At 72.3% G+C, this 26,195-nt stretch carries 22 protein-coding genes, 1 tRNA gene and 1 pseudogene; 17 read left to right on the top strand and 7 right to left on the bottom strand.

Annotated features, from left to right (window positions below):
- Positions 1-49 precede the first annotated feature (49 nt).
- The 3 genes from aceF to QM788_RS12150 all read left to right on the top strand — a co-directional run bounded on the left by aceF (position 50) and on the right by QM788_RS12150 (position 3,808).
- Positions 50-1,696, top strand: coding sequence for a dihydrolipoyllysine-residue acetyltransferase (gene aceF, locus QM788_RS12140; RefSeq protein WP_415661734.1), 1,647 nt, complete (start codon positions 50-52; stop codon positions 1,694-1,696).
- 12 nt (positions 1,697-1,708) lie between these two features.
- A complete protein-coding gene (gene lpdA, locus QM788_RS12145) occupies positions 1,709-3,508 on the top strand; it encodes a dihydrolipoyl dehydrogenase (RefSeq protein ID WP_415661735.1) in 1,800 nt (599 codons plus the stop codon).
- Between the two features lie 87 nt (positions 3,509-3,595).
- Positions 3,596-3,808, top strand: coding sequence for a hypothetical protein (locus QM788_RS12150; protein ID WP_415661736.1), 213 nt, complete (start codon positions 3,596-3,598; stop codon positions 3,806-3,808).
- 4 nt (positions 3,809-3,812) lie between these two features.
- Here the strand turns inward: QM788_RS12150 and QM788_RS12155 are convergent, their stop codons facing one another.
- Together QM788_RS12155 and QM788_RS12160 are read right to left on the bottom strand one after the other, a co-directional pair.
- A complete protein-coding gene (locus tag QM788_RS12155) occupies positions 3,813-4,373 on the bottom strand; it encodes a hypothetical protein (RefSeq protein ID WP_415661737.1) in 561 nt (186 codons plus the stop codon).
- 234 nt (positions 4,374-4,607) lie between these two features.
- On the bottom strand, positions 4,608-5,510 hold the full coding sequence (locus tag QM788_RS12160) for an HDOD domain-containing protein (protein WP_415661738.1): 903 nt from the start codon (positions 5,508-5,510) through the stop codon (positions 4,608-4,610).
- A gap of 74 nt (positions 5,511-5,584) precedes the next feature.
- Here QM788_RS12160 and QM788_RS12165 point away from each other — a divergent pair, with 74 nt between their 5' ends.
- Together QM788_RS12165 and QM788_RS12170 are read left to right on the top strand one after the other, a co-directional pair.
- Complete coding sequence (locus QM788_RS12165; protein WP_415661739.1) at positions 5,585-6,262, top strand: transglutaminase-like cysteine peptidase; 678 nt, start codon at positions 5,585-5,587, stop codon at positions 6,260-6,262.
- A 10-nt stretch (positions 6,263-6,272) separates the two neighbouring features.
- Positions 6,273-8,204, top strand: a complete 1,932-nt coding sequence (locus QM788_RS12170; RefSeq protein WP_415661740.1) for a LapD/MoxY N-terminal periplasmic domain-containing protein — start codon at positions 6,273-6,275, stop codon at positions 8,202-8,204.
- A 364-nt stretch (positions 8,205-8,568) separates the two neighbouring features.
- Here QM788_RS12170 and QM788_RS12175 read toward each other — a convergent pair whose 3' ends face one another.
- Complete coding sequence (locus QM788_RS12175; protein ID WP_415661741.1) at positions 8,569-10,860, bottom strand: TonB-dependent receptor plug domain-containing protein; 2,292 nt, start codon at positions 10,858-10,860, stop codon at positions 8,569-8,571.
- Between the two features lie 117 nt (positions 10,861-10,977).
- On the opposite strand from QM788_RS12175, the pseudogene apbC reads away from it, so the two are divergent.
- Positions 10,978-12,073: pseudogene (gene apbC, locus QM788_RS12180) on the top strand (iron-sulfur cluster carrier protein ApbC).
- Between the two features lie 24 nt (positions 12,074-12,097).
- Here the strand turns inward: apbC and fdhE are convergent.
- From fdhE to fdnG, 4 genes are read right to left on the bottom strand one after another with little or no spacing between them, the layout of a single operon-like run.
- Positions 12,098-13,000 carry a formate dehydrogenase accessory protein FdhE gene (gene fdhE / locus QM788_RS12185; RefSeq protein WP_415661742.1) on the bottom strand — a complete coding sequence of 301 codons (903 nt, stop codon included), beginning with the start codon at positions 12,998-13,000 and terminating at the stop codon, positions 12,098-12,100.
- Positions 13,000-13,719, bottom strand: coding sequence for a formate dehydrogenase subunit gamma (locus tag QM788_RS12190; RefSeq protein ID WP_415661743.1), 720 nt, complete (start codon positions 13,717-13,719; stop codon positions 13,000-13,002). The genes fdhE and QM788_RS12190 overlap by 1 nt, the downstream gene beginning before the upstream one ends.
- A gap of 1 nt (position 13,720) precedes the next feature.
- The gene (gene fdxH, locus QM788_RS12195) at positions 13,721-14,728 is read right to left on the bottom strand and encodes a formate dehydrogenase subunit beta (protein ID WP_415661744.1); all 1,008 of its coding nucleotides are present in this window, start codon (positions 14,726-14,728) and stop codon (positions 13,721-13,723) included.
- Positions 14,725-17,841, bottom strand: coding sequence for a formate dehydrogenase-N subunit alpha (gene fdnG / locus QM788_RS12200; protein WP_415661745.1), 3,117 nt, complete (start codon positions 17,839-17,841; stop codon positions 14,725-14,727). Before fdnG ends, fdxH begins: the two co-directional genes overlap by 4 nt.
- Positions 17,842-17,980: 139 nt before the next feature.
- Between fdnG and selA the strand changes: the two genes are divergently transcribed.
- From selA to QM788_RS12255, 11 genes are all read left to right on the top strand, one after another.
- Positions 17,981-19,405: an L-seryl-tRNA(Sec) selenium transferase gene (gene selA, locus QM788_RS12205; protein ID WP_415661746.1), complete on the top strand. Its 1,425-nt coding sequence runs from the start codon at positions 17,981-17,983 to the stop codon at positions 19,403-19,405.
- Complete coding sequence (gene selB, locus QM788_RS12210) at positions 19,402-21,345, top strand: selenocysteine-specific translation elongation factor (protein ID WP_415661747.1); 1,944 nt, start codon at positions 19,402-19,404, stop codon at positions 21,343-21,345. The genes selA and selB overlap by 4 nt, the downstream gene beginning before the upstream one ends.
- Before the next feature lie 4 nt (positions 21,346-21,349).
- A tRNA-Sec gene (locus QM788_RS12215) sits at positions 21,350-21,445 on the top strand.
- Positions 21,446-21,463: 18 nt separating this feature from the next.
- The gene (locus QM788_RS12220; RefSeq protein WP_415661748.1) at positions 21,464-22,048 is read left to right on the top strand and encodes a nitroreductase; all 585 of its coding nucleotides are present in this window, start codon (positions 21,464-21,466) and stop codon (positions 22,046-22,048) included.
- 10 nt (positions 22,049-22,058) lie between these two features.
- The gene (ureA, locus tag QM788_RS12225; RefSeq protein ID WP_415661749.1) at positions 22,059-22,361 is read left to right on the top strand and encodes an urease subunit gamma; all 303 of its coding nucleotides are present in this window, start codon (positions 22,059-22,061) and stop codon (positions 22,359-22,361) included.
- Positions 22,362-22,381: 20 nt separating this feature from the next.
- Positions 22,382-22,945, top strand: coding sequence for a HupE/UreJ family protein (locus QM788_RS12230; RefSeq protein ID WP_415661750.1), 564 nt, complete (start codon positions 22,382-22,384; stop codon positions 22,943-22,945).
- Positions 22,945-23,250 (top strand): urease subunit beta, encoded by a 306-nt coding sequence (locus QM788_RS12235; RefSeq protein ID WP_415661751.1) that lies wholly within the window; start codon positions 22,945-22,947, stop codon positions 23,248-23,250. The genes QM788_RS12230 and QM788_RS12235 overlap by 1 nt, the downstream gene beginning before the upstream one ends.
- Before the next feature lie 76 nt (positions 23,251-23,326).
- A complete protein-coding gene (ureC, locus tag QM788_RS12240) occupies positions 23,327-25,045 on the top strand; it encodes an urease subunit alpha (protein WP_415661752.1) in 1,719 nt (572 codons plus the stop codon).
- A 69-nt stretch (positions 25,046-25,114) separates the two neighbouring features.
- Positions 25,115-25,312 carry a DUF2283 domain-containing protein gene (locus tag QM788_RS12245; protein WP_415661753.1) on the top strand — a complete coding sequence of 66 codons (198 nt, stop codon included), beginning with the start codon at positions 25,115-25,117 and terminating at the stop codon, positions 25,310-25,312.
- Positions 25,313-25,422: 110 nt separating this feature from the next.
- The gene (locus tag QM788_RS12250) at positions 25,423-25,848 is read left to right on the top strand and encodes an SgcJ/EcaC family oxidoreductase (protein ID WP_415661754.1); all 426 of its coding nucleotides are present in this window, start codon (positions 25,423-25,425) and stop codon (positions 25,846-25,848) included.
- A gap of 35 nt (positions 25,849-25,883) precedes the next feature.
- Positions 25,884-26,192 carry a helix-hairpin-helix domain-containing protein gene (locus QM788_RS12255; RefSeq protein ID WP_415661755.1) on the top strand — a complete coding sequence of 103 codons (309 nt, stop codon included), beginning with the start codon at positions 25,884-25,886 and terminating at the stop codon, positions 26,190-26,192.
- Positions 26,193-26,195: the final 3 nt, after the last annotated feature.

Here is a 26,195-nt window from a genome sequence, read left to right on the forward strand (position 1 = left end):
GTGCTGCTCGGGAAGGCACTGCATCTGCAAATGAATGGAGACATGGGTCATGGCATTGGTTGAAGTCAAGGTTCCCGACATCGGCGATTTCGACGAGGTCGGCGTCATCGAGGTGCTGGTCAAGGTGGGCGACGCGGTCAAGGTGGAGCAGAGCCTGATCACGGTCGAGAGCGACAAGGCGTCGATGGAGATCCCGTCGTCGCAGGCCGGCGTCGTCAAGGAACTCCGGGTCGCCGTGGGCGACAAGGTCAAGCAAGGCAGCGTCGTCGTGGTCGTCGAGGCCGAAGGCGCCGCGGTGGCTGCACCGTCGCCGGCCGCTGCCGCGCCGGCACCCGCACCGGCAACGGCGGCCGAGCCCGCCGCGGCGCCGGCCCCCGCTGCGGTGGGCGATTCGGTCACCATCGACGTGCCGGACATCGGCGACTTCGACGAGGTCGCCGTCATCGAGCTGCTGGTCAAGGTGGGCGACACGGTCAAGGTCGAGCAGAGCCTGATCACCGTCGAGAGCGACAAGGCGTCGATGGAGATCCCGTCGTCCACGGCCGGCGTCGTCGAGGAACTGCTGGTCAAGATCGGCGACAAGGTCAGCAAGGGCACGCCGCTGGCGCGCGTGAAGGCTGCCGGCGGCGCCGCGCCCGCACCGGCGCCCGCTGCCGCGCCGGCCCCGGCCGCTGCCGCGCCTGCCGCCGCTCCGGCGCCGGCCGCGGCCGCGCCTGCCGCGGCACTGCCGGCGCACCAGCCCGCCGCGCCCACGGGCGCGCTGCCGCACGCCTCGCCCAGCATCCGCAAGCTCGCGCGCGAGCTGGGCGTGCCGCTGGCCGAGGTCAAGGGCACGGGCGCCAAGGGCCGCATCACCGAGGCCGACGTGCAGGGCTTCGTCAAGGCCGTCATGAGCGGCGCGGTGCAGACCGCCGCGCAGAAGGCCGCCGCGCCCGCGGGCGCGGCCACGGGCGGCGGCGCGGGCCTGAACCTGCTGGCCTGGCCCAAGGTCGATTTCGAGAAGTTCGGTCCCGTCGAGCGCAAGGAGCTGTCCCGCATCAAGAAGATCTCGGGCGCCAACCTGCACCGCAACTGGGTCGTCATCCCGCACGTCACCAACCACGACGACGCCGACATCACCGAGCTGGAAGCCTTCCGCGTCCAGCTGAACAAGGAGAACGAGAAGAGCGGCGTCAAGGTCACGATGCTCGCCTTCATGATCAAGGCGGCCGTCGCGGCGCTGAAGAAATTCCCCGAGTTCAACAGCTCGCTCGATGGCGACACGCTGGTGCTGAAGAACTACTTCCACATCGGCTTCGCGGCCGACACGCCCAACGGCCTGGTCGTGCCCGTCATCCGGGACGCCGACAAGAAGGGCATCCTGCAGATCAGCCAGGAGATGTCCGAGCTGGCCAAGAAGGCGCGCGACGGCAAACTCGGGCCTGCCGACATGACCGGCGGCTGCTTCTCGATCAGCAGCCTGGGCGGCATCGGCGGCACCTACTTCACGCCCATCATCAACGCGCCGGAAGTGGCCATCATGGGCGTCTGCAAGAGCTTCATGAAGCCGGCCTGGGACGGCCAGGCCTTCGTGCCGCGCCTGACCCTGCCGCTGTCGCTGTCGTGGGACCACCGCGTCATCGACGGCGCGGCGGCCGCGCGCTTCAACGTCTACTTCGCCAGCCTGCTCGCCGACTTCCGTCGGATCGCGCTGTAAGGAGCTGAACTCATGGCACTCATTGAAGTTCAAGTTCCCGACATCGGCGACTTCGACGAAGTCGGCGTCATCGAGGTGCTGGTCAAGGCCGGCGACACCGTGAAGGTCGAGCAGAGCCTCATCACCGTCGAGAGCGACAAGGCGTCGATGGAAATCCCGTCGTCGGCGGCCGGCGTCGTCAAGGAGCTGAAGGTCAAGCTCGGCGACAAGGTCGGCAAGGGCTCGGTCATCCTGGCGCTGGAAAGCAGCGCCGCCGCACCGGCCCCTGCGCCGGCGCCTGCTGCGCCAGCGCCCGCCCCGGCCGCCGCCGCGCCGGCCCCAGCCCCTGCCGCCGCCACCTACGCGGGCAGCGCCGACCAGGCCTTCGACCTGGTCGTCCTCGGCGGCGGCCCCGGCGGCTACTCGGCCGCCTTCCGCGCGGCCGACCTGGGCCTGAAGGTCGCCCTCGTCGAGCGCTACGCGACGCTGGGCGGCGTCTGCCTGAACGTGGGCTGCATCCCGTCCAAGGCGCTGCTGCACGTCGCAGCCGTCATGGACGAGGTGGCCCACATGGCCGACCTCGGCGTGGCCTACGACGCGCCGGCCGTCGACATCGACAAACTGCGCGCCCACAAGAACAAGGTCACCGGCAAACTGACCGGCGGCCTCGCGGCGATGGCCAAGATGCGCAAGGTCACCGTGCTGCGCGGCTACGGCTCGCTGCTGGACGCGCAGCATCTGAAGGTCGAAGCCACCGAAGGCGCGGGCCAGCAGAAGACCGGCGCGGCGCAGACCGTCGCCTTCAAGCGCCTGATCATCGCGGCCGGCTCGCAGGCCGTGCGCCTGCCCTTCCTGCCGGACGACCCGCGCATCGTCGATTCCACCGGCGCGCTGGAGATGGGCACCCGGCCGCAGAAGATGCTGATCGTCGGCGGCGGCATCATCGGCCTGGAGATGGGCACCGTGTATTCGACGCTGGGCGCGCGCCTGGACGTGGTGGAAATGCTGCCCACGCTGATGACCGGCGCCGACCGCGACCTCGTCAAGGTCTGGCAGAAGTTCAACCAGCACCGCTTCGACAACGTCATGTTGAACACGAAGACGGTGGCCGCCGAGGCCCGGCCGGACGGCATCTACGTCACCTTCGAAGGCGAGGGCGCGCCGAAAGAGCCGCAACGCTACGACCTCGTGCTGCAGGCCGTGGGCCGCACGCCCAACGGCAAGAAGATCGCCGCCGAGAACGCGGGCGTGACGGTGAGCGAGCGCGGCTTCATCCCGGTGGACGTGCAGATGCGCACCAACGTGCCGAACATCTTCGCGATCGGCGACGTCGTCGGCCAGCCGATGCTGGCGCACAAGGCGGTGCACGAGGCGCACGTCGCGGCCGAGGTCTGCGCGGGCGAGCTGCTCGGCGACGACAAGCTCAGGAAGAGCCAGTTCGACGCCCGCGTGATCCCGAGCGTGGCCTACACCGACCCCGAGGTCGCCTGGGTCGGCATGACCGAGGACGAGGCCAAGGCCAAGGGCGTGAAGATCACCAAGGGCCTGTTTCCGTGGACCGCCTCGGGCCGCGCGATCGCCAACGGCCGCGACGAGGGCTTCACGAAGCTGATCTTCGACGAGGAGAGCCACCGCATCATCGGCGGCGGCATCGTCGGCACCCATGCCGGCGACATGATCGGCGAGATTGCGCTGGCCATCGAGATGGGCGCGGACGCGGTGGACATCGGCAAGACCATCCACCCGCACCCGACGCTGGGCGAGAGCCTGGGCATGGCGGCGGAGGTGGCCCACGGCTCCTGCACCGACGTGCCGCCCGCGCGCAGGAAGTAAGCCGTCCGCCGCCAGGCGGTGGCGGGAAGGGCCCGGGCCGGTAGCGGTTCGGGCTTTTTGCCGTCAGGGCTTGGCGACAATGCCGCCATGACCTTCTTCTACTGGCTGATGGCCGTCGTGATGGCCGCCACGCTGCTGCCCTCGGCGCTGTACCTGGGGCTCTACGTCTTCACCGGCGAGGACGTGGCGCTGGACCGGGCGCGCAAGTTCTGGACTTTCCTGCGCGTGTTCACGCTGGCGAGCTTCAACGTGATGCTGTGGGGCCATGTGCTGGTCGGCGCCTGGCAACTGATGCATTGAGAACTCAGAACCGGGACACCGCCATGCGCGGGCAGTCCGCGGTGCCGAAGCGGTCCACCGGGATGCGGAAGCGCTCGCCCTCGCGCAGCTGCCGCCAGCGCGCGGGCTCGACGCGGCACACCCAGGCGTGGTCCTGGCGGTCGCGCAGCTCGATCTCGTAATAGGCCTCGCGCCGGCCCAGCCGCTCGCTGCCGGGCTGCCCGGGCGGGGCCACGCGCAGCGGCGGGCGTGGCCATTCGGGGCGGTCGCCGGGGCCGCCCTCGGTCTTGGCGATCCACTGGCGCCGCCAGGCCAGCGCCGTGTAGTGGCAGCGCTCGCCGAGCCCGGCGCGCCGGCCGCTCGGGTCGGCGGCCAGGCGGCGGGTGACGTCGGCCGCGCCCTCGGGCAGCTCGTCGCACCAGTCGGAGCCGGTCTCCGCGCGCAGCCGCTCGACGGTGATCTCCAGGCGCCAGTTGCGCCGCGTCAGCTCCACCGCCACGCCCTGCGGGCCGAGCTTCCACCAGCCCAGCGTGGCCAGCGTCGCCAGCACCAGGGCGGCCAGCACGAGGACGCGCAGGCGCGGCATCTCAGCCTAAATCCGGCAGTTGGGCATGCCCGAGGGGCTGGCGAGGCGGGCCGCTGGCAAGGCGCGAAGACGCTGCGGGCTCATGCCCGCGAGGAGGAGCAACGCCGCCAGCGACCCGAAGCGCCAGACCAGCGGGCATGCAGCGGTGCTCGCCGACGTGGTGGTCTCCGCATGGGCGATGGGGTGTTGAAACATCATGGCTTTCGATGAATGGCAAGCGGTCAACTGCCGGATTTAGGCTGAGCCAGCGTCGAACTGCGCGACCACGGCCTCCTCCCAGTGCGACAGCTCGTCCCAGCCGATCTGCAGCCAGTCCATCGCGGCCGGGTGGTGGCCGGCCCAGTCGGCGTCCTCCGGCAGGCCCTCGTGGCGGCGCATCAGGTACTCGGCGATCAGGCCGGCGGCGACCAGCGTGTGGATCTCGGGCTCGATGTCGCCATGGCCCAGCGCCGCGAAGTCGTGGTGCAGGCGGATGGCGGTCGTCAGCGGCGCCGGCAGGTTCCACACCCGCACGACCAGCGCGCCGACGACCGCGTGGTCGGTGCGGTGGTTGGCGTTCTCGGTGGCGATGTAGGGGCGGTCGATGCGCGCGGCGGCCTCCACCATGGTGCCGGCGTAGCCGCGCACGCTCTGCAGCAGCACCGGCATGCCCACGTGCAGGAACAGCCCGAAGCCGTGCGCCAGGTCGGGCGACAGCCCCGGCAGCTCGCGCGCGAGCGTGGCCATCGCGATGGCGCGCTTGGTGCTGCGCTGCCAGAAGCGCGCCAGCTGCGGTGCGTTCACCGGGATGGCGTGCTGCGCGAGGAAGCCGGTCATCACCGCCACGCTCTCGCGCAGGCCGATGCGGTTCATCGCCTGGCCCACGGTGGTGCAGGGCAGGCCCACGGGCTTGAACAGCGGGCCGTTGGCGATGCGCAGCAGCGTGGCGGCCATGGCCACGTCGCTGGCGGCGATGCGGGCGACGAGGTCCAGGTCCGGCTCGGGCGCGGCCAGCGCCTGCTGCAGCTGCGCCAGCAGCTCGGGGCAGGGCGGGATGCGGATGTGCTGCAGGGGGCCGCGGCGGCGCGACTGGTCCAGGTCATCGCGGATCTGCTGTGCGCGGGAGGCCGTGGCGTGGGAAGGTGCCGGGATGTGCATCTGAAAAATCTTAGGCGCCGCAGCGGCGCGATCCGGCGGGCTACAGTGAATCGAAACGCCGCCGCCCGTCAATCTTGCCGACTTCGCCGTCCCGTCTCGCCCTCGCGCCCCGCCTGCGCCGCTGGGGGATCCGGGCGTGGCTGGCCGGCCAGTTGCTGGCCGCCGCCGCCTACGACGCCGGCCGCGTGATGGAGGCCGCCGCGCTGCGCGGCCCGCGCCTGGCCGAGCAGGCGCAGGCGCTGCTGCTGCTGATCGAGCGCAGCGGCGCGCACGACGAGGCGCAGCGGCTGCAGGAGGTCAACGACTTCTTCAACCAGCGCCTGGCCTTCCGCGAGGACGCCGCCACCTGGGGCGTGCCCGACTACTGGGCCACGCCGCTGGAGGCGCTGGAGCGGCGCGCCGGCGACTGCGAGGACTACGCGATCGCCAAATACTTCAGCCTGGCCGCCAGCGGCCTGCCCGCAGCCAAGCTGCGCATGGTGTACGTGCGGGCGCGGCAGCAGGGGCAGTCGCTGGCGCACATGGTGCTGGCCTACTATGCCCAGCCGGGCGCCGAGCCGCTGATCCTGGACAACCTGCGGCCCGAGGTGCTGCCGGCGTCGCAGCGGCCCGACCTGACGCCGGTGTTCAGCTTCAACACCGAGGGGCTGTGGCAGGGCACGGGGCAGGTGACGCAGGGCGACCCGCTGGCGCGGCTGTCGCTGTGGCGGGAACTGGTGGCCCGGGTGCGGGCGGAGGGATTTCTGGAATGAGGGACACGACATGTCGTTGATGCGGCAGATCGCCTGGCTGGTGCTCGGGGTGGTGCTGGCGGCGCTGGTGGGGGCGGTGGGGCTGTCCACGCTGTCCGCGCGGCAGCTGATGCAGACGCAGCTGGGGCTGAAGAACGCGGACAACGCGCAGGCGCTGGCGCTGGCGCTGTCGCAGCAGCAGGGGGACGCCGAGCTGATCAAGCTGCTGGTGTCCGCGCAGTTCGACACCGGTGCCTACGAGTTCGTGCGCTGGCGCTCGCCCACCGGCGCGCTGCTGTTCGAGCGCAGCGAGGCGCGCCGGCCCGGCCACGCGCCGGCCTGGTTCCGCAGCCTGGTGCCCATCGAGGCGGCGCCCGGCGCGGCGCAGGTGTCCAGCGGCTGGAACGCGATCGGCACCGTGGAGCTGCAGAGCCAGTCCGGCTATGCGCACGACGCGCTGTGGCTGGCCTCGCGCCGGCTGCTGGCCTGGCTGCTGGTCGTGGCCATCGCGGCGGCGATCGCGGCCTGGGCCGGGCTGCGCCGCATCCGCCGGCCGCTGGACGCCGCCGTGGCGCAGGCCGAGGGCGTGCTGGCCGGCCGCTACGGCCAGGTCGGCGAGCCGCGCGTGCCGGAGCTGCAGCGCCTCACGCGCGCGATGAACGCCATGGTGCAGCGCGTGCGCGAGCTGTTCGAGGCGCAGGCCGGCCAGCTGCTGGTGCTGCGCGAGCAGGTCCACCACGACGCGCTGACCGGCGCGTCCACGCGCCAGCATTTCCTGGCCGAGCTGGAGGCCGCGCTGCAGCGCGAGGACGGCCCGGCCGTCGCCGGCCTGGTGCTGGTGCGGCTGCGCGACCTGCCCGGGCTCAATGCGCGCCTGGGCCGCGCCGCAGTCGACGACGTGCTGGTGACGGTGGCGAACGCGCTGCAGGCCTATCCGGCCTCGGTGCCCGGCTGCCGCGTCGGCCGGCTCAACGGTGGCGACTTCGCGCTGTGGCTGCCCGCCGAGGGCGTGGCCGCCGAGACGGCCCATGCGCTGGCCGACGCGCTGCGCGCCAGCCTGCCGGCCTTCGGCGCCGGCGTGCAGGTGGCGCTGGGCGCCGTCGAGCTGCCGCGCGAGCGGCCCGGCAGCGTCTGGCTGGGCGAGGCCGACGCCGCGCTGGCCCGCGCCGAGCACCTGGGCCATGCGCGCGGCGGCTTCGCCGTCGAGATCGTGGCCGACCCCGGCCTCGGCCGCGAGCAGGGCGAGGGCCTCTGGCGCACGCAGCTGCGCGACGCCGTCGCGCACCGCCGCGGGCGGCTGGCCGAGTACCCGGTGCGCGACCGCAGCGGCCGCGTGCTGCACCTGGAATGCCCGCTGCGGCTGCAGCTCGAAGGCGACGATGTCGTGCCGGCGGCGCACTGGCTGCCGCTGGCCGCGCGCTCGCGGCTGACCGCGCAGGCGGACCTGCTCGCCGTCGGCCTGGCGCTGGACGCCATCGCGGCGGACGGCGTGGCGCGCTGCATCAACGTCGCGCCCGCGTCGCTGGCGGACGGCGGCTTCCTGCCGGCGCTGCGCGACCTGCTGGCCCAGCACCCGCCGCAGGCCGCGCGCCTGCTGCTGCTGGACCTGGCCGAGGCCGCGGCCACCGAGCACTTCGAGCCGCTGCTGGAGCTGGGCCGCCAGCTGCGCCCGCTGGGCGTGCGGCTGGGACTGGAGCATGCCGGCGCCGGGCTGGCGCAGGTGGAGCGGCTCTACCAGGCGGGGCTGGACTACGTGAAGCTCGACGCCTCGGTGCTGCTGGGCGTGGCCGGCGAGGCCGGACGCGCCGCCTTCGTGCGCGGCATGGTCATCATGCTGCGCAGCCTGGCGCTCAAGGTCTACGGCGAAGGCGTCGTCGACGAGATGGACGCGCAGGCGCTGTGGGACTGCGAGCTGGACGGCCTGACCGGCCCCTGGGTCACTGCCACGACCACCGCGCAATAGAGGCCGGGCCCGCGGGCCGAGTGCCGGGCTGCTCCCCAGCCGGCCCGTGGGCGATGTGCGAGCGGGGCAGACCCCGCGAGCATCGCCGTCCCCTCGGGGGCTGAGCCCGGACACAGCGCGCCCGGTGGGCGCGGTGTGCGTGGCGAAGGGCTGCGGCACTGCCGCAGCGCGGCCTGCAAGGCCGACCAGTGTCGCCCTCGCCAGGCGAGGGGTGCTCTCACTTCGCGCACGGGCCGAGCGCCGGGCCGTCCCAAGCCGGCCCGTGGGCGATGTGCGAGCGGGGCACGCCCCGCGAGCATCGCCGTCCCCTCGGGGGACCGACCAGGCTTGCCGGCGTCCAGCCGGCGCAAGCCTGGGCGAGGGGCTACAGCTTCATCTCCCAGCGCAACTGCCACTGCGTATAGCTGGGCCCGCCGCTGCGGCTGGTGACGATCTGCGTGTCCGTCGTGCTGATGCTGCCGGTGTAGTAGTCCAGCGGCGTCAGGTTGCTGGCCGACAGCCGCAGCGACTGCTCCGGCGTGATGTTCCACATCGCGAACGCGTCGGTCACCAGCTTGCGGTTGCTGGTCACCTCGGTCAGCAGGGTCTGCTGGATGGTGGACGAGGGCGTCCAGTTCAGCGACGCGCCCAGCGACACCGGCAGCGCGCGCAGCCGGTAGTCGAAGCCCAGGTTGGCCGTCGCCTTGGGCTGGCCCTCGATGCGGTTGTTCGGCCCCGGCAGGCCGTCCACCTTGGACGTGAAGAAGCTGAGGTTGCTGCGCACGTTGATGGGCAGCGCGCCGTCGAAGTACTCGTCCAGCCGGAACTTGGCCTCCAGCTCCAGGCCCAGCGTGCTGGCCTTGCCGAGGTTGCGCGGCCGCGCGACCCAGCGCGGCGTGGCGCTCCAGGACACGTCCTCCAGCGCGATCACGTTGCGCATCACGTCGGTGATGTGGCGCGCGAAGAAGTTGGCGCCCAGCATGCCGCCCTTGCTCAGGTATTTCTCGTAGCCGATCTCGACGCCGGTGGCCAGCTCGGGCTTCAGGTCCGGGTTGCCGGCGCGGTCGGGCGAGGTGATGTCGTGCGGCAGGTTGCTGTTGATGCTGGGCCGCGCGATCAGGTCGTTGAGCTGCGGGCTGCGGTAGCTGCGCGTCAGGCTCATGCGGATGGCTTCGCGGCCGCCCGGGTCCAGCTTGTAGCGCGCATGCGCCAGCGGCGTGAGCACGCTGGAGGTGTTGCTGACCGCGTAGCGGGCCGCGCTGCTCTCGGTCTTGATGCCTTCCCAGCGCAGGCCGGCGTAGAACTCCCACTGCTTGCCGACGCTCCACTCGTCCTGCGCATAGGCGGCCAGCCGGGTGGTGGCGGCATCCATGTCGTCGCCGAAGTCGCCCAGGCCTTGCTGCGGGCTGCCGTCGACCAGCGTGGTGCGGCTGGCGTGGCGGGTGCTGCCTTCGCCCTCGACGCCGAACACCAGGCTGTGCTCGTTCTCCAGGCTGCGCGAGTACTTGCCCACCAGGTTCCAGTTGCGGTCGCGGCTGGTGGTGCTGTCCTGCTGCAGCCGCGTCGGCGCGCCCTGCAGGGTCTCCTGGCGCGTGCTCTGGCCCTCGCCGCTGGCGCCGCCCACGCCGCCGCGCAGGTCGACGCGGGTGTCGGCGTCGGGACGCAGCTGCCACTGCGCGTTCAGCCGCGCCATCGTGAAGCGGTTCTCGCCGTCGGTCACCGCGCGGTCGAAGTCGCCCGGCAGCGGCGTGGCCGGCGCGGGCGTGGTGGTGCGCGTGATGTCGGAGTGGCTCTCCGAACGGTTCGAGACGATGAAGGGCTGGATGGTCAGGCTGTCCTGCCCGCCCAGCTTGAACTGCACGCGGCCGTTCAGGTTCAGGCCCTGGCGGGTGTCCTCGTTGCGCCCGCGCGTGACCTGCAGCGACTCGGCGCCGGTGGCCAGGTCGTGGCGCAGCGTGTCGTTGATGACGTCGTCGCCGCGCTCGCCGCGCATCGCGTTGACGCTCAGGGTGTAGGTGTGGCCGTCGCCGAAGCCGTCGTTGCGGGTCCAGCTGATGTTGGGGCTGGTCTTGCCGTGCTCGACGCCGACCCCGGCGCGGAACTCGTTGAGGCGCTTCTTCATCGGCTCGCGCAGCACCACGTTGATGGTGCCGGCGATCGCGCGCGCGCCGTACTCGGCCGTCGGCGCGCGCAGCACCTCGATGCGCTCGACCTGCTCGGGCGGCAGCTGGTCCAGCGAGAAGCCGGGCGGCATGCGCTCGCCGTCCACCAGGATCTGCGTGAAGCCGCCGCCCATGCCGCGCATGCGCACGTCGCCGCCGCGCCCCGGGCGGCCGCCGGTGGTCACGCCCGGCAGGCGCTTGAGCACCTCGCCGACGGTGGAGTCGCCGAAGCGCTCGATCTCGTCGCGCGTGATGACGATCTTGCTGGCGGTGGAGGCCTTGCGGATGGACTCGTCGCTGGCCGCGCCGCTGACCTCCACGCGCTGCAACTGCTCGCTGGGCTGGGGCTCGGGCGCGGCCGGGCGCGTCGCCGGGCGCAGCGGCGCCGAGGCGGCGGCAGCGGGCGGGGTGGGCTGGGCCTGGACTTGGGCCTGGGCGGCGACGGGCAGGCCGCCGCAGGCCAGCAGGGCGGCGGCGGCGGTGAGGCGGAGGGACGGGCGGGGGGAACGAAGCATGGCGCCAGCTTCGCAGGCGGGCGCTGCCGGCTTGTGGCGCCTTGGTTAACGCCAGGTTTCTCCGCGCCGCTGGACTAGACTGCCGGCCCCGAAGGCCTGCCGTACATCGCGCTCCCCATGACCGTCCTCTCCGAAGCCCAGATCCACCCCCTGCTGCAAGCCGTGCCGGACCCCGGCAGCGGCCGCACGCTGGGCGAAGCGCGGGCGATCAAGTCGGTCGCGGTGGCGGGGGCGGACGTGGCCGTCGAGATCGAGCTGGGCTACCCCGCGGCCAGCCAGCATGCGGCGCTGCGCGCCGCGCTCATCGCGGCGGCCCGGCAGCTGCCGGGCGTGGGCAACGTCAGCGTTTCCATCGCCACCCGGGTGGCGGCGCACGCGGTGCAGCGCGGCGTGCAGCTGCTGCCGGGCGTGAAGAACATCATCGCCGTCGCGTCCGGCAAGGGTGGCGTGGGCAAGAGCACCACGGCCGCCAACCTGGCGCTGGCGCTGCAGGCCGAGGGCGCGCGCGTGGGTGTGCTGGACGCCGACGTCTACGGCCCCAGCCAGCCGCTGATGCTGGGCGCCAGCGGCCGCCCCGAGACGCTGGACGGCCAGACCATGGAGCCGCACGTCGCGCACGGCCTGCAGGTCAACTCCATCGGCTTCCTGGTCGACGACGACCAGGCCATGATCTGGCGCGGCCCCATGGCCACGCAGGCGCTGGAGCAGCTGCTGCGCCAGACGCGCTGGCAGGATTCTGGACTACCTCGTCGTGGACATGCCGCCCGGCACCGGCGACATCCAGCTGACGCTGTCGCAGCGCGTGCCCGTGACCGGCGCCGTGATCGTCACGACGCCACAGGACATCGCGCTGATCGACGCGAAGAAGGGCCTGAAGATGTTCGAGAAGGTGGGCGTGCCCATTCTCGGCATCGTCGAGAACATGGCCGTCCACATCTGCACGAACTGCGGCCACGCGGAGCACATCTTCGGCGCCGAGGGCGGCCGCCGGATGGCCGAGCAGTACGGCACCGAGCTGCTGGGCTCGCTGCCGCTGGCCATGGGCATCCGTGCCCAGGCGGACTCGGGCACGCCCACCGTCGCCGCCGAGCCCGGGGGCGAGGTGGCCGCGCTCTACAAGGCGCTGGCGCGCCGGGTGGCGGCCAAGATCGCGGCGCAGGGCAAGGACTACTCGGCCAAGTTCCCGACGATCACGATTTCGAAGCAGAGCTGAGCGGGCGCGCGGCGGGCGCCGTGCTCAGTACCCCAGCAGGAAGGGGTTGAAGCCGGCGCGCCGGAACGGCGTGTCGCGCATCAGCAGGTCCAGCCCCAGGCTGCCGACGTCGTCGGCGACCGGCTCCAGGCTGGCGTTGCGCACCTGGTAGAGCGTCTTCAGCCAGCTGCCGCATGCCCGGCAGGTCTCGGCCTTGACGGTGGCGTCCTCGGTGCCGGCGGAGCGGTAGGAGATGCCGCTCGTGGCGCCGCAGCACAGGCATTTGATGCGCACCTCGTTCCACTGCGTGGCGCAGCCGGCGCAGCAGGCGTAGCGCACGTTGTCGATGTCGCGCAGGCCGATGACGGAGGACGACACCGGCCGGCCGCCGCAGGCCGGGCAGGTGCCGGTGGCCACCGGCTGCAGCCGCCCGGCCGGCAGCGCGGCGGCCAGCCGGCCCAGGTGCAGCTGCACGGCCAGCGCGACGAACAGGTGGGTGGCGACGCCGTCCGCGGGAACCTGGTCGGCCAGCACCTCGGCCAGCATGCCGCGCTGCATCGGCGGCTCGGCGCCGCGCACCGCGTCCAGCGCCTGGCGGGCGGACTCGGGCATGTCCAGCGCGCGGGCCTGCTCGCACACCGCGTGCAGCGTGGCCAGCAGCTGCGCATCGTCGACCAGCGCGCCGCGGTCGATGGGCGGCAGCCCGGCGGCCAGCGCTTCGTCGAGCCGCCGGGCCGTCACGGGCGCGGGCGCCGGCAACTGCCCGGCCAGCGTGGCCTGCAGCGTGCAGAGGTCGGCGAGGAAGTGCAGGTAGGGCGCCAGCTCGCTGCTCTGCGCCAGGAAGCGCAGCCGCGCCGCGCGCGTGGCGAACAGCGGCTGCGGCGCGTGCTGCAGCACGAACGGCGTCTCCGGCACGCCGCCGGCGAGGAAGGAGGGATCGGGCTGCATCAGTCGGGCTTGCCGGCGCGCGGCGCGGGCCGCTGCGCGAGTTCGCGCAGCCATTTGCGGTGGTGGCGGAAGGCCCAGCCGCCGGTGACGGTGCCGCGCGTCATCGCGCGCAGCGTGCCGCGCGTCCAGATCGCCGCGTAGACGTGCAGCAGCAGGATGAAGAAGCAGCCCAGCGCCGACAGCGCATGCAGCACCACCGCCACGCGCCGCACCGGGATGGGCACGAGGAAGGGGAAGAACTCCTCCCAGATCATGACGCCGGTGACGATCAGCACGACGATCAGCGCGGCCATGCCCCAGAACACCAGCTTCTGGCCGGCGTTGTACTTGCCGAGCTCGGGCAGGTTTTCCTCGCGGCCGTGCAGCACGTCGCCGATCTGGCGGCTCCACTGCGCGTCCTCGCGGCGCGGCAGGTTGAGGTGCCACATCTGCAGGAACAGGCCGAGGAAGCTGAAGAACAGCACGACGCCGATCCACGGGTGGATCCAGCGCGTGGCCTGGCCGCCGCCGAACAGCTGCGTCAGCCCGAACAGCGCGGGGTGGAAGAAGGCCGCGCCGCTGAGCAGCAGCAGGACCATGCAGGCCGCGGTGACCCAGTGGTTGAGCCGCGTCAGGCCCCGGTAGCGGACGACGACGACGGGCCGGCGGCTGGCCAGCTCGTCGCCGGCCGCGGCGTAGACGCGCGGCGCGGCGGTGCCGGGTTTGTCGAGGGCTGCCATGTCAGGCCTCCTTTCCGGTGGACGTGGGGGCCGTCGGGTCCACGCCGGCGGCGTCCACCAGCGCCTGCGCCTCTTCCTCCTCGTGCTCGGTCACCGCGTTCGGCTTGGCGAAGATGCCGTGCAGCACCGCGCCGACGGTGGCCAGGCCTGCGGCGACCAGGCCCAGCTTCTTGGCCGAACCCTTCCACAGCCCCACCGTGGGCGAGATGCGCGGGTCGTCGGGCAGGCCGGCGTACAGCGAGGGCTTGTCGCGGTGGTGCAGCACGTACATCACGTGCGTGCCGCCCACGCCCTGCGGGTCGTACAGGCCGGCGTTCTCGTAGCCGCGCTCCTTGAGGTCTTCCACGCGCTCGGCGGCCAGCGCCTTCATGTCGTCCTTGGTGCCGAAGGTGATGCACTGCGTCGGGCAGGCCTTGGCGCAGGCCGGGCCCTGGCCCACGGCGACGCGGTCGGAGCACAGCGTGCACTTCTTGGAGACGTTGGCCGTCTTGTGGATGCGCGGCACGTTGAAGGGGCAGCCCTTCACGCAGTAGCCGCAGCCGATGCAGTTGTCGGAGATGAAGTCGACGATGCCGTTGGAGTACTGCACGATGGCGCCGGGCGCCGGGCAGGCCTTCAGGCAGCCGGGGTCCTCGCAATGCATGCAGCCGTCCTTGCGGATCAGCCACTCGAACTCGCCGGTGCCGGGGTTCTCGTACTCGGTGAACCGCATCAGCGTGAACATGTCCGGCGTCAGGTCGTGCGGGTTCTCGTAGACGCCGACGTTCTCCTCCATCGCCGGGTGGGTGTCGTTCCACTCGATGCAGGCCGACTGGCAGGCCTTGCAGCCGATGCACTTGGACACGTCGATCAGCTTGGCCACCTTGGTGAGCTGGCGGGCCGGCGCGGGCACGTGCTCGGTGGCCGAGACCTTCACGACGTCCGAGGGCAGCAGGTTGGACGCCAGCGGCTGCACCGGCGGGTTGGCGGCCGCGGTGCGCGGCTGGGATGCCTGTGGGAGCGTGCTCATGTCGTCAGCTTCCGGATGTCGTCGGCGGAGGCCGGCTCGATGTTGACGAGGAAGGCCTTGGATTCGGGCGTGTCGATGTTGGCCTCACCGGCGAACACGGTCAGGCTGTTCGGGCCGAAGCCCTTGCGCGCCGCGCCGACGAAGCCCCAGTGGATGGGCATGCCCACCACGTGGACCTCGCGGCCGTCGCACATCAGCGGGCGGATGCGCTTGGTGACGACCGCCTTGGCCCAGACCTCGCCGCGCTTGTTCCAGACCCGCACGCGGCTGCCCTTCTCGATGCCGCGCAGCCGGGCCAGTTCCTCGCTGATCTCGACGAAGAAGTCCGGCTGCAGCACCGCGTTGACCTTGTTGTGCTTGGTCCAGGTGTGGAAGTGCTCGGTGAGCCGGTAGGAGGTGCCGACGAACGGGAACTCGTCGCGGCTGCCGAGCTGCGCCAGGTCCTTGGGGAAGATGCGGCCCGCCGGGTTGCCGCGGATCTTCTTGTTGAACGGGTTGTCGACCGGGCTCTCCCAGGGCTCCATGTGGATGGGGAAGGGGCCGTCGCGCAGCAGCTTGCGCACGAACAGCCGCGCCGTGCCCTCCTGGGTCATGATGAAGGGCATGACCACCTCGGGCTTGGACGTGGGCGCGAAGTCCGGCACGTCGAAGCCCTCCCAGCGCTCGGCCTCGGCGTTCCACTCCAGCAGCTTGCGCTTGGGGTCCCAGGGCTTGCCCTGCAGGTCGGCGCTGGCGCGGTTGTAGAGGATGCGCCGGTTGGCCGGCCAGGCCCAGGACCAGTTCAGGTAGGTGCCGATGCCGCCTTTGTCGTGGTTGTCGCGGCGGGCCATCATGTTGCCCTTCTCGGTCCAGGAGCCGGCGTAGATCCAGCAGCCCGACATCGTCGAGCCGTCGGCGCGCAGCTCCGCGAAGCCCGCCACCTGCTCGCCCGCGTTGCGGATGACCTTGCCCGGCTCCTTGGGGTCGTACACGTCCTGCAGCGCGCGGCCGTTCATCTCGCGCGCCAGCTCGGCGGGCTCGGGCTCCCCGGGCTTGTGGTAGTCCCAGCTCAGGTTCAGGATGGGCTCGGGGCAGACGCCGCCTTCCTTGCGGTACAGCTCGCGCACCCGCAGGAAGATCTGCGCCATGATCCAGGTGTCGTGCCTGGCCTGGCCCGGCGGCGTGGCGCCCGTCCAGTGCCACTGCAGCCAGCGGCCGGAGTTGACCGTCGCGCCCTCGTCCTCGGCGAAGCAGGTGGACGGCAGCTCCAGCACCTCGGTCGGGATCTCGGCCGGGTTCACGTCGTTGTAGACGCCGTGGTTCTGCCAGAACCCGGCGGTCTCGGTCTGCAGCGGGTCGATGGACACCAGCAGCTTGAGCCTGGACAGCGCGCGCGTCAGCTTGGCCCGGTTCGGGAACGACATCAGCGGGTTGAAGCCCTGGCAGAAGTACAGGTTGACCTTGCCGTCCTCCATCATCGTCATGGTGCGCAGGATGTCGTAGTACGGCACGTCCAGCTTGGGCAGCCACTGGTAGCCGAAGTCGTTCTCGCGCGTGGCGGCGTCGCCCCACATCGACTTCAGGAAGCTGACGAAGAACTTGTCGGTGTTCTGCCAGTAGCTGGTCTGGCCGGGGAACATCGGCAGGTTGGCCTTGGTGGACAGGTAGCCCGCCAGGTCGGCCTCGCTCTCCTTGGGCAGCCCCATGTAGCCCGGCGCCATGTGCGACAGCAGGCCGATGTCGGTCAGGCCCTGGATGTTGGCGTGGCCGCGCAGCGCGTTCACGCCGCCGCCCGGCAGGCCGATGTTGCCCAGGATCAGCTGCAGCATCGCCATGCCGCGGATGTTCTGCGCGCCCTTGGAGTGCTGCGTCCAGCCCAGCGCGTAGCAGGAGGTCATCACCTTGTCGGTGGCCGCCGTCGCGCCGATCATGTCGCAGATCTTCAGGAACCGGTCCTTGGGCGTGCCGCAGATGTTCTCGACGAACTCCGGCGTGTACACCTCCACGTGCCGGCGCAGCAGCTGCCAGATGCAGCGCGGATGTTCCAGCGTCGGGTCGGTCAGCGGCTGGCCCTTGTCGTCGAACTGGTATTCCCACTCGGTCTGGTCGTAGCCGCGCTTGGCCTCGTCATAGCCGGTGAACAGCCCGTCCTGCCAGCCGAAGCCGTCGCGCACCAGGTAGCTCGCGTTGGTGTAGTGCTTCAGGTACTCCCACTGCACCATGCCGCGGGCCATGCAGTGCCGGATCACCCCCATCAGGAAGGCGATGTCCGAGCCCGGCCGGATCGGCGCGTAGACGTCCGCCACCGCCGCCGTGCGGTTGAAGCGCGGGTCCACGACGATGAGCTTGGCCTTGTTGCGGTGCTTGGCCTCGGTCACCCACTTGAATCCGCAGGGGTGGGCCTCGGCGGCATTGCCGCCCATGACGATGACGAGATCCGCGTTCTTGATGTCGGTCCAGGCGTTGGTCATTGCACCGCGGCCGAATGTCGGAGCCAGACTGGCTACCGTGGGGCCGTGTCAGACGCGTGCCTGGTTGTCGAACGGGAGGACGCCGAGGGAGCGGACCGTCTTGTAGGTGAGCCAGCCGGTCTCGTTGGTGCCGCCCGAGGCGGCCAGGAAGCCCATCGAGGTCCAGCGGTTCACGGTGGTGCCGGCGGCGTTCTTCTCGATGAAGTTGGCGTCCCGGTCGTCCTTGATGTGGCGCGCGATCTTGTCGAGCGCGAACTCCCAGCTGACCTCCTGCCACTGGTCCGCGCCCGGCGCCCGGTAGCGCGGCACGGTGGTGCGGGTGTCGGACTTGACGAAGTCCTTCAGCGCCGCGCCCTTGGGGCACAGCGTGCCCTTGTTGGTCGGGTGGTCGGCGTCGCCCTCGATGTGGATCAGCTCCGCCTTCTCGCCCGCGTAGTAGTCGCCCTTGGAGTACATGATGACGCCGCAGGCCACCGAGCAGTAGGTGCAGATGTTGCGGGTCTCGGTGGTCGTGGCGAGCTTGAACTGGCGCACGTGGGCGGCGACCGCGGCCTCGGCGACGCCGAAGCCGAGCGCGCCCAGCGAGGTCGCCGCGGCGCCCGCGCCCGCGACCTTCAGGAAGCCGCGCCGCGACAGCGGTGGGTTGATGGGGATGTGTTGCATGGCTGCTCAGGGTGCCGGGCGGGGCGGGGAGGCCGGCCGCGACCGGCAGGGTTCCGGTAACCCCGGACTCTACCCCGAGGCACCGGGCCGGCGGCGTACCATCGCGCCCCCTTCAGCCCGTCCCGCGGACCCGACACCGATGACAGCGCCCGACGACTCCGTAGCCCACGGCGCCACGGCCCGGCCCCAAGACCTGCCGGCGCTCGACAAGCTGCTGCGCGACTGTGCGCCGCTGGTCGCCGAGCACGGCCACACGCTGGTGGCCCGCGAGGCGCGCGCGCTGCTGGACGCGCTGCGCCCGCGCGCGGTGGCCGGCGCGCTGCCGCGCCGCGAGGTCGCCGCGCTGCCGCAGGCGCTCGCCGCGCGGGTGGCGGCCCGGCTGCGCCCGGGCATGCGCGCGGTGCTCAACCTCACCGGCACCGTCATCCACACCAACCTCGGCCGCTCGCTGCTGGCCGACGCCGCGCTGCAGCAGGTGCTGGCGCTGATGGGCGAGCCCAACAACCTGGAGTTCGACCTCGGCACCGGCCAGCGCGGCGACCGCGACGACCTGATCGAGGGCCTGCTGTGCGAGCTGACCGGCGCCGAGGCCGCCACGGTCGTCAACAACAACGCGGCGGCCGTGCTGCTGGGCATCGCCGCGCTGGCGGGCGGCCGCGAGGCCATCGTCTCGCGCGGCGAGCTGGTCGAGATCGGCGGCGCCTTCCGCATGCCCGACGTGATGGCCGCGGCCGGCGCCACGCTGGTGGAGGTGGGCACCACCAACCGCACCCACCCGCGCGACTACGAGCAGGCGCTGACGCCGCGCACCGGCCTGATCGTCAAGGTCCACACCAGCAACTACCAGGTGCAGGGCTTCACTGCGGCGGTGGACGAGGCCACGCTCGCGCCCATCGCCGCCCGGGCCGGCGTGCCGCTGATGACCGACCTGGGCAGCGGCGCGCTGGTGGACCTGTCGGCCTGGGGCCTGCCGCCCGAGCCGCTGCCGCAGGCCATGCTCGCGGCCGGCTGCGACGTGGTGACCTTCAGCGGCGACAAGCTGCTGGGCGGCCCGCAGGCCGGCCTGATCGTCGGCAGCCGCGCGGCCGTGGGCCGCATCCGCAAGTTCCCGATGAAGCGGGCGCTGCGGCTGTCCAAGCTGCCGTTCGCGGCGCTGGAGGCCACGCTGCGGCTGTACCTGCGGCCCGAGCGGCTGGCGCGGGACCTGCCCACGCTGCGGCTGCTGACCCGCCCGCAGGCGCAGCTCGCCGCGCTCGCGCAAAGCCTGCTGGCCGGCGTGGCGGCGGCGGTCGCGCCGCGCTTCAGCGTCGAGGCCGTCGCGCTGCAGAGCCAGATCGGCTCGGGCTCGCTGCCGGTCGAGCGGCTGCCGTCCGCCGGCCTGGCGCTGGCCGCCGTGGACGGCCGCGGCCGCACGCTGGAGGCGCTGGCCGACGCGCTGCGCGCGCTGCCGCGGCCGGTCATCGGCCGCCGCCACGAGAACCGGCTGCTGCTGGACCTGCGCTGCCTGGAAGACCCCGCGCTGCTGACCGCGCAGCTCGACGCGCTGCGGGAGGCGCTGGCGTGATCGTCGGCACCGCCGGCCACATCGACCACGGCAAGACCACGCTGGTGCGCGCGCTCACCGGCGTGGACACCGACCGGCTGCCGGAGGAGAAGGCGCGCGGCATCAGCATCGAGCTGGGCTATGCCTACCTGGACCTGCCTTCGCTGGACGAGCGACCCGGCGCCCGGCCGCCCGAAGGCGGGGCGCTGCCCCCGCGGGGGGCGGACGGTATGGCCGCCGGGGGCACCGATCGAATCGGCTTCATCGACGTGCCCGGCCACGAGAAGCTGGTCCACACCATGCTGGCCGGCGCCAGCGGCATCGACTTCGCGCTGCTGCTCGTCGCCGCCGACGACGGCGTGATGCCGCAGACGCGCGAGCACCTGGCCGTGCTGAGCCTGCTCGGGCTGACGCGCGGCGCCGTCGCCATCACCAAGGCCGACCGCGCGGCGCCCGGCCGCATCGCCGCGCTCGGCGACGAGATCCGCGCGCTGCTCGCGGGCACCGGGCTGGACGCGGCGCCCATCCTCGCGGTGTCGGCGCCGTCGGGGCAGGGCGTCGATGCGCTGCGCGAGCTGCTGTTCGACGCCGCCCGGCGGCTGCCGCCGCGCCCGGCGCGGGGCCTCGCCCCCCGGCTCGCCGTGGACCGCGCCTTCACGCTCGACGGCGTCGGCACCGTGGTCACCGGCACGCTGCACGCCGGCGAGGTGGCGGTGGGCGACGAGCTGCTGCTCGACGGCCGCCGCGTCCGCGTGCGCAGCCTGCATGCGCAGAACCGCGAGGCCGACCGCGCCCATGCGGGCCAGCGCTGCGCCGTCGCGCTGGCCGGGGTGGCCAAGGACCAGGCCCCGCGCGGCGCCTGGCTCACCGCCCCGCACGCCGCGCTGCGCACCGACCGCTTCGACGCGCGCCTCCTGCTCTGGCCCGGCGAGGCCAGGCCGCTGCGCTCCGGCACCCGCGTGCACCTGCACCTGGGGGCACAGGCCACCACCGCCAGCGTCGCGGTGCTGGACGGCGAGCAGATCGACCCCGGCGCCAGCGGCCGCGTGCAGCTGGTGTGCCACGCGCCGGTGGGCGCCTGGCGCGGCGACCGGCTGGTGCTGCGCGATGCCGGCGCCACGCGCACGCTGGCCGGCGGCGTGGTGCTGGACCCGTTCGCGCCCGCGCGCTACCGCCGCACGTCCGAACGCCTGGCCGAACTGGCCGCCTGCGAGCTGCCCGACGCCGCGCAGCGGCGCGAGCGGCTGCTGGCGCTGTCGGCGCAGGGGCTGGACCTCGCCCGCTTCGCGCAGGCGGAGGGCCTGGCCGAGCCGCTGCAGGGCTGGGCGCTGGGCGACGACGCCGCCGCCGCGCTGGCCGCCCGGCTGCTGGCCGCGCTGGCCGGCTTCCACGCCCGGCTGCCGGACGAGCTCGGCCCCGACGCCGCGCGCCTGCGCCGGCTGGCGGCACCGCGCATGGCCGAGGCGCCGTGGCGCCAGCTGCTGGAGCGGCTGCGTGCGCAGGGCCGCATCGCGGTGCACGGCGCCTTCGTGTACCTGCCCGAGCATGGCGTGCAGCTGTCGGCGGCCGAGCAGCGCATCGCCTTGCAGGTGGCGCCGCGCCTGGCTGCGGCCGGCGCCGAGGGCGCATGGGCGCGCGACCTGGCCCGCGACTGCGCCGAGCCCGAGCCGCTGATGCGGGCGACGCTGGCGCGGCTGGCGCGGCAGGGCGAGCTGCACCAGGTGGTGAAAGACCTTTACTGCGACACTGCGACCATGGCGGGCCTCGCGGCCACGGTGCGCCGGCTGGCGGGGGCGCAAGGCAGCGTCACGGCCGCGGCGTTCCGCGACGCGACCGGCCTGGGCCGCAAGCGCGCCATCCAGCACCTGGAGCACTTCGACCGCGTCGGCCTGCTGCGCCGCGTCGGCGACGAGCACCGGCTGCGGGCCGACAGCGCGCTGTTTTCGGACGCTGCGGATTGACCATGGAAAGAGAACGGCACCGGTGTGCCGGCCGGGCTTCAAACCCGGTGGGTGGCGCCACGCGCCGCCGGGTGGGTTCGACTCCCACCTCTTTCCGCCATGACGGCGCGAGGGATTCATGATTTCCACACCGGGCCTGGACGCGCTGCTGGGCCGCCATTCGGTCGGCCCCAAGCACCTGGTGGAACCCGGCCCCAGCGACGCGCAGCTGGCGGTGATGGTGCGCGCCGCGCTGCGCGCGCCCGACCACGCCGAATTGGTGCCCTACCGATTCAAGCTGGTGCGCGGCGCCGCCAAACAGGGCATGGCGGCGCTGTTCGCCGACGCGGCCCGCGCGGCCGGCAAGGGCGAGGAGGGCGCCGCGCTGGACGCCGAGCGCGCGCTGCGGCCGCCGGTGAGCGTCGCCGTCGTTGCCCGCATCGACCCGGACCATCCGCAGGTGCCCGTGCCCGAGCAATGGGCGGCCGTGGGCGGGGCGGTCAGCAACTTCCTGACGGCCGCGCACCTGCTGGGCTTCGGCGGCAAGATGCTCAGCGGCGCCAAGGCGCGCGACCCGGCCATCGCGGCCGCCTTCTGCGCGCCCGGCGAGACGCTGCTGGGCTGGATCGCGCTGGGCACGCCGGCCCGGCGGGCGCCTTCCGGGGCCTCCCGCAAGCCCGATCCGGCCGCCGTGCTGCAGGACTGGCACCCGCCTTGCAAGTGAGCCGGCAGCTATGGAACTCACCCCGCGCGAAAAAGACAAGCTGCTGCTGTTCACCGCGGCGCTGCTGGCCGAGCGCCGCAAGGCCCGCGGCCTGCGGCTGAACTACCCCGAGGCCGTGGCGCTGATCAGCGCCGCCATCCTCGAAGGCGCGCGCGACGGCAGGAGCGTGGCCGAGCTGATGAGCGACGGCCGCACCGTGCTGACCCGTGCCGACGTGATGGACGGCATCGCCGAGATGATCCCGGAGATCCAGGTCGAGGCCACCTTCCCGGACGGCACCAAGCTCGTGACCGTCCACCAACCGATCCCTTGAGAACAGGCGCCGCCCCTGCGATGAAGAAAACACTCCCCCTGCTGCTGGCGCTGCCGGCCGCGCCGGCCCTGGCCCACACCGGCGGGCACAGCCACCTCGGCGGCTTCGTGGACGGCGTGCTGCACCCGCTGACCGGGCCGGACCACCTCGCCGCGATGCTGGCCGTGGGCCTCTGGAGCGCGATGGCGCTGCGGCATCCGCTGCGCGCGCCGCTCGCGTTCGCCGCGTCGCTGCTGGCCGGCGCGCTGCTGGCCATGGCCACCGGCTGGCAGATGCCGGCGATGGAGGCCGCCATCACCGTGTCGCTGGCCGTGCTGGGCCTGCTGGTGGCGCTGCGGCTGGCGATGCCGCCGGCCGCGGGCGCGGCCACGGCCGCCGTGCTGGCCTTCAGCCATGGCGCGGCGCACGGGCTGGAGCTGCACGGCGCCGCCGCGCTGGCCGGCATGGTGCTCGGCACCGCCGCGCTGCACGGCGCGGGGCTGGCCCTGGGCTGGCGGCTGCGCAACGCGCCCGTGCTGGCGCGCGCGCTGCTGGGCGCCAGCGTCGCGGCGCTGGCCGTGGCGCGCCTGGGCGGAGCGGCCTGATGGTTCCCGGCGAGCTGATCACCGCCGACGGCGAGCACGAACTCAACCCCGGCCGCCGCAGGCTGACGCTCCAGGTCGCCAACGCGGGCGAGCGCCCCATCCAGGTCGGCTCGCACTACCACTTCGCCGAGACCAACGCCGCGCTCGCCTTCGACCGCGAGGCCGCGCGCGGCATGCGGCTGAACATCTGCAGCGGCACGGCGGTGCGCTTCGAGCCCGGGCAGACGCGCACCGTCGAACTGGTCGAACTGGCCGGCGACCGCGCCGTCTGGGGCTTCCGCGGCCTCGTGCAGGGCAACTTATGACAAACCCCGCGCGCACTGCGTTCGCTGCCCCGCCGGGGGGCGCCCGCCGCCTTCGGGCGGCCGTGCGGAGGTTCAAATGAAGATCAGCCGCCGCGCCTACGCCGAGATGCTCGGCCCCACCGTCGGCGACCGGCTGCGCCTGGCCGACACCGCCCTGGTCATCGAGATCGAGCAGGACCTGACGCTGCGCGCGGGCGGCTACGGCGAGGAGGTCAAGTTCGGCGGCGGCAAGACCGTGCGCGACGGCATGGGCCAGTCGCAGCGCCCGAACGGGCCCGGCGCGGGCGACGCCGTGGACACCGTCATCACCAACGCCGTCATCCTCGACCACTGGGGCATCGTCAAGGCCGACATTGGCTTGCGCGGCTGCCGCATCGCGGCGATCGGCAAGGCCGGCAACCCCGACGTGCAGCCCGGCGTGGACATCGTCATCGGCCCCGGCACCGAGGTCATCGCGGGCGAGGGCTTCATCGTCACGCCCGGCGCGATCGACACCCACATCCACTTCATCTGCCCGCAGCAGATCGAGGAGGCGCTGATGAGCGGGGTGACGACGATGATCGGCGGCGGTACCGGCCCGGCCACCGGCACGCTGGCCACCACCTGCACGCCCGGGCCCCGGCACATCGCCACCATGCTGAAGGCGGCCGAGGCCTTCCCGATGAACCTGGGCTTCATGGGCAAGGGCAACGCCAGCCGGCCCGAGGGCCTGATGCAGCAGGTCGAGGCCGGCGCCATCGGCCTGAAGCTGCACGAGGACTGGGGCACGACGCCGGCCGCCATCGACAACTGCCTGAACGTGGCCGAGGCGACCGACGTGCAGGTCGCCATCCACACCGACACGCTGAACGAGAGCGGCTTCGTCGAGGACACCATCGCCGCCTTCAAGGGCCGCACCATCCACAGCTTCCACACCGAGGGCGCCGGCGGCGGCCATGCGCCGGACATCATGCGGGTGGTGGGCGAGGCCAACGTGCTGCCCAGCTCCACCAACCCGACGCGGCCGTTCACCGTCAACACGCTGGACGAGCACCTCGACATGCTGATGGTCTGCCACCACCTGGACGCCGGCATCGCCGAGGACCTGGCCTTCGCCGAGAGCCGCATCCGCCGCGAGACCATCGCCGCCGAGGACGTGCTGCACGACCTGGGCGCGATCAGCATGTTCTCGTCCGACTCGCAGGCCATGGGCCGCGTCGGCGAGGTGTCCCTGCGCTGCTGGCAGACCGCGCACAAGATGAAGCTGCAGCGCGGATCGCTGCCGGGCGACGGCGCCGGCAACGACAACGCGCGCGTGAAGCGCTACCTCGCCAAGCTCGCCATCAACCCCGCGCTGGCGCACGGCATAGGCCACGAGGTGGGCAGCATCGAAGTGGGCAAATGGGCCGACCTGGTGCTGTGGAAGCCCGCCTTCTTCGGCGTGAAGCCGTCGCTGATCCTGAAGGGCGGCTTCATCGCCGCCGCCGCGATGGGCGACGCGAACGCCTCCATCCCGACGCCGCAGCCGGTGCACTACCGGCCGATGTTCGGCGCCTTCGGCGGCGCGCTGGCGCAGGGCTCGCTGACCTTCGTCAGCCAGGCCGGGCAGGGAGCGGCCGAGCGGCTGGGCCTGGCCAAAACACTGGTGCCGGTGAAGGGCTGCCGCACGGTCGGCAAGGCCGACATGGTGCTCAACAACTACCTGCCGACGATGGAGATCGACGCGCAGACCTACGAGGTGCGGGCCGACGGGCTGCTGCTGACCTGCGAGCCGGCGCAGGAGTTGCCGATGGCGCAGCGGTATTTCCTGTTCTGAATGCTGGCGGTTCGGGTCGGGTGGCGCTGACGTGGGGCGTAAAGTCCAGCCATGTTCAGCATGCGAGCCATGAAGACCATCTACTACGACGAGGACGACACCCTGGTCATTCGTCTGTCCGACAAACCCATCGTCCGCGAGGTCTCACAGGATTGGCACACGCACGTCAGCTATGCCGCGGATGGCAGCGTGGTCGAGACGGTCATCCTGGAGGCTGCGCGGATCGGTGCCTGGCCGTTGCAGATCGAACATCGGGCGGTGGCTTGAGTGCCGATATCAAGGGCCGTAGGGTGGGTTTCGCTGCGCTGACCCCACCCTGCCGATCTGAGATTTGTTGGCGCCGGGACTTGGCGTAAAGATGATCGAGAGAGGCGGCGATGCCAAAAATTGAAAAGCCGGAAGACGCGCCCCTTGCATTTCAAGCGGCCTGGAACGCGCATGACATGGAAGCGTTCGGCGGCCTGTTTGATGCGGACGCGACGTTCGTGAACCGCTTCGGCCACTATGTCCGGGGCGTCGATGAGATCGTGGCGCTTCACGCCCCCCTGCATGAAACCCTCTACAGCGACTCCGCGCTCAGCAATGAGCTGATCAGCGCCGTCGATATTTCCGACCAGGCCGCAGTGGTCCACTTCTGGAGCCGGTTGTCGGCGGGTGCCGCGCATCCGGCCGGGCCGCATCAGGTCGATACGCTGATTCTTGCGGTTGTTGTGAAACAGGGGCGTGGTTGGCGCATTCGGGCGCTTGAGAACGTCACCCTGACGAACCCGAGAACCGGCGAGCCGGTATTGCGCGATCGCTAGCGAATCTAGTAGCGCGCCCCAACGGCGCTTTCCCCATGCATCCCCAAAAAGTCGCCAGAGCACGGATTCGCCGGTTCACCGACCTGCCCAACATCGGCCCCGCCGCCGCGCGGGACCTGGTGCTGCTGGGCTTCGAGCATCCGGGCCAGTTGCAGGGCTGTGACCCGCTGGCCCTCTACAAGGAGCTCTGCCGCAGAACGGGCGCCGCGCAGGATCCCTGCGTGTTGGACGTGTTCATGTCCGTCGTGGACTTCCTGGACGGCAACCCGGCCCGGCCGTGGTGGCACTACACGGCGCTGAGAAAGCAGCGGTACGGCGCGCTGCTGCGTTCCACCCCGGCCTGACCT

This window comes from Roseateles sp. (assembly GCF_047654785.1).
Lineage (GTDB): Bacteria > Pseudomonadota > Gammaproteobacteria > Burkholderiales > Burkholderiaceae_C > Pelomonas.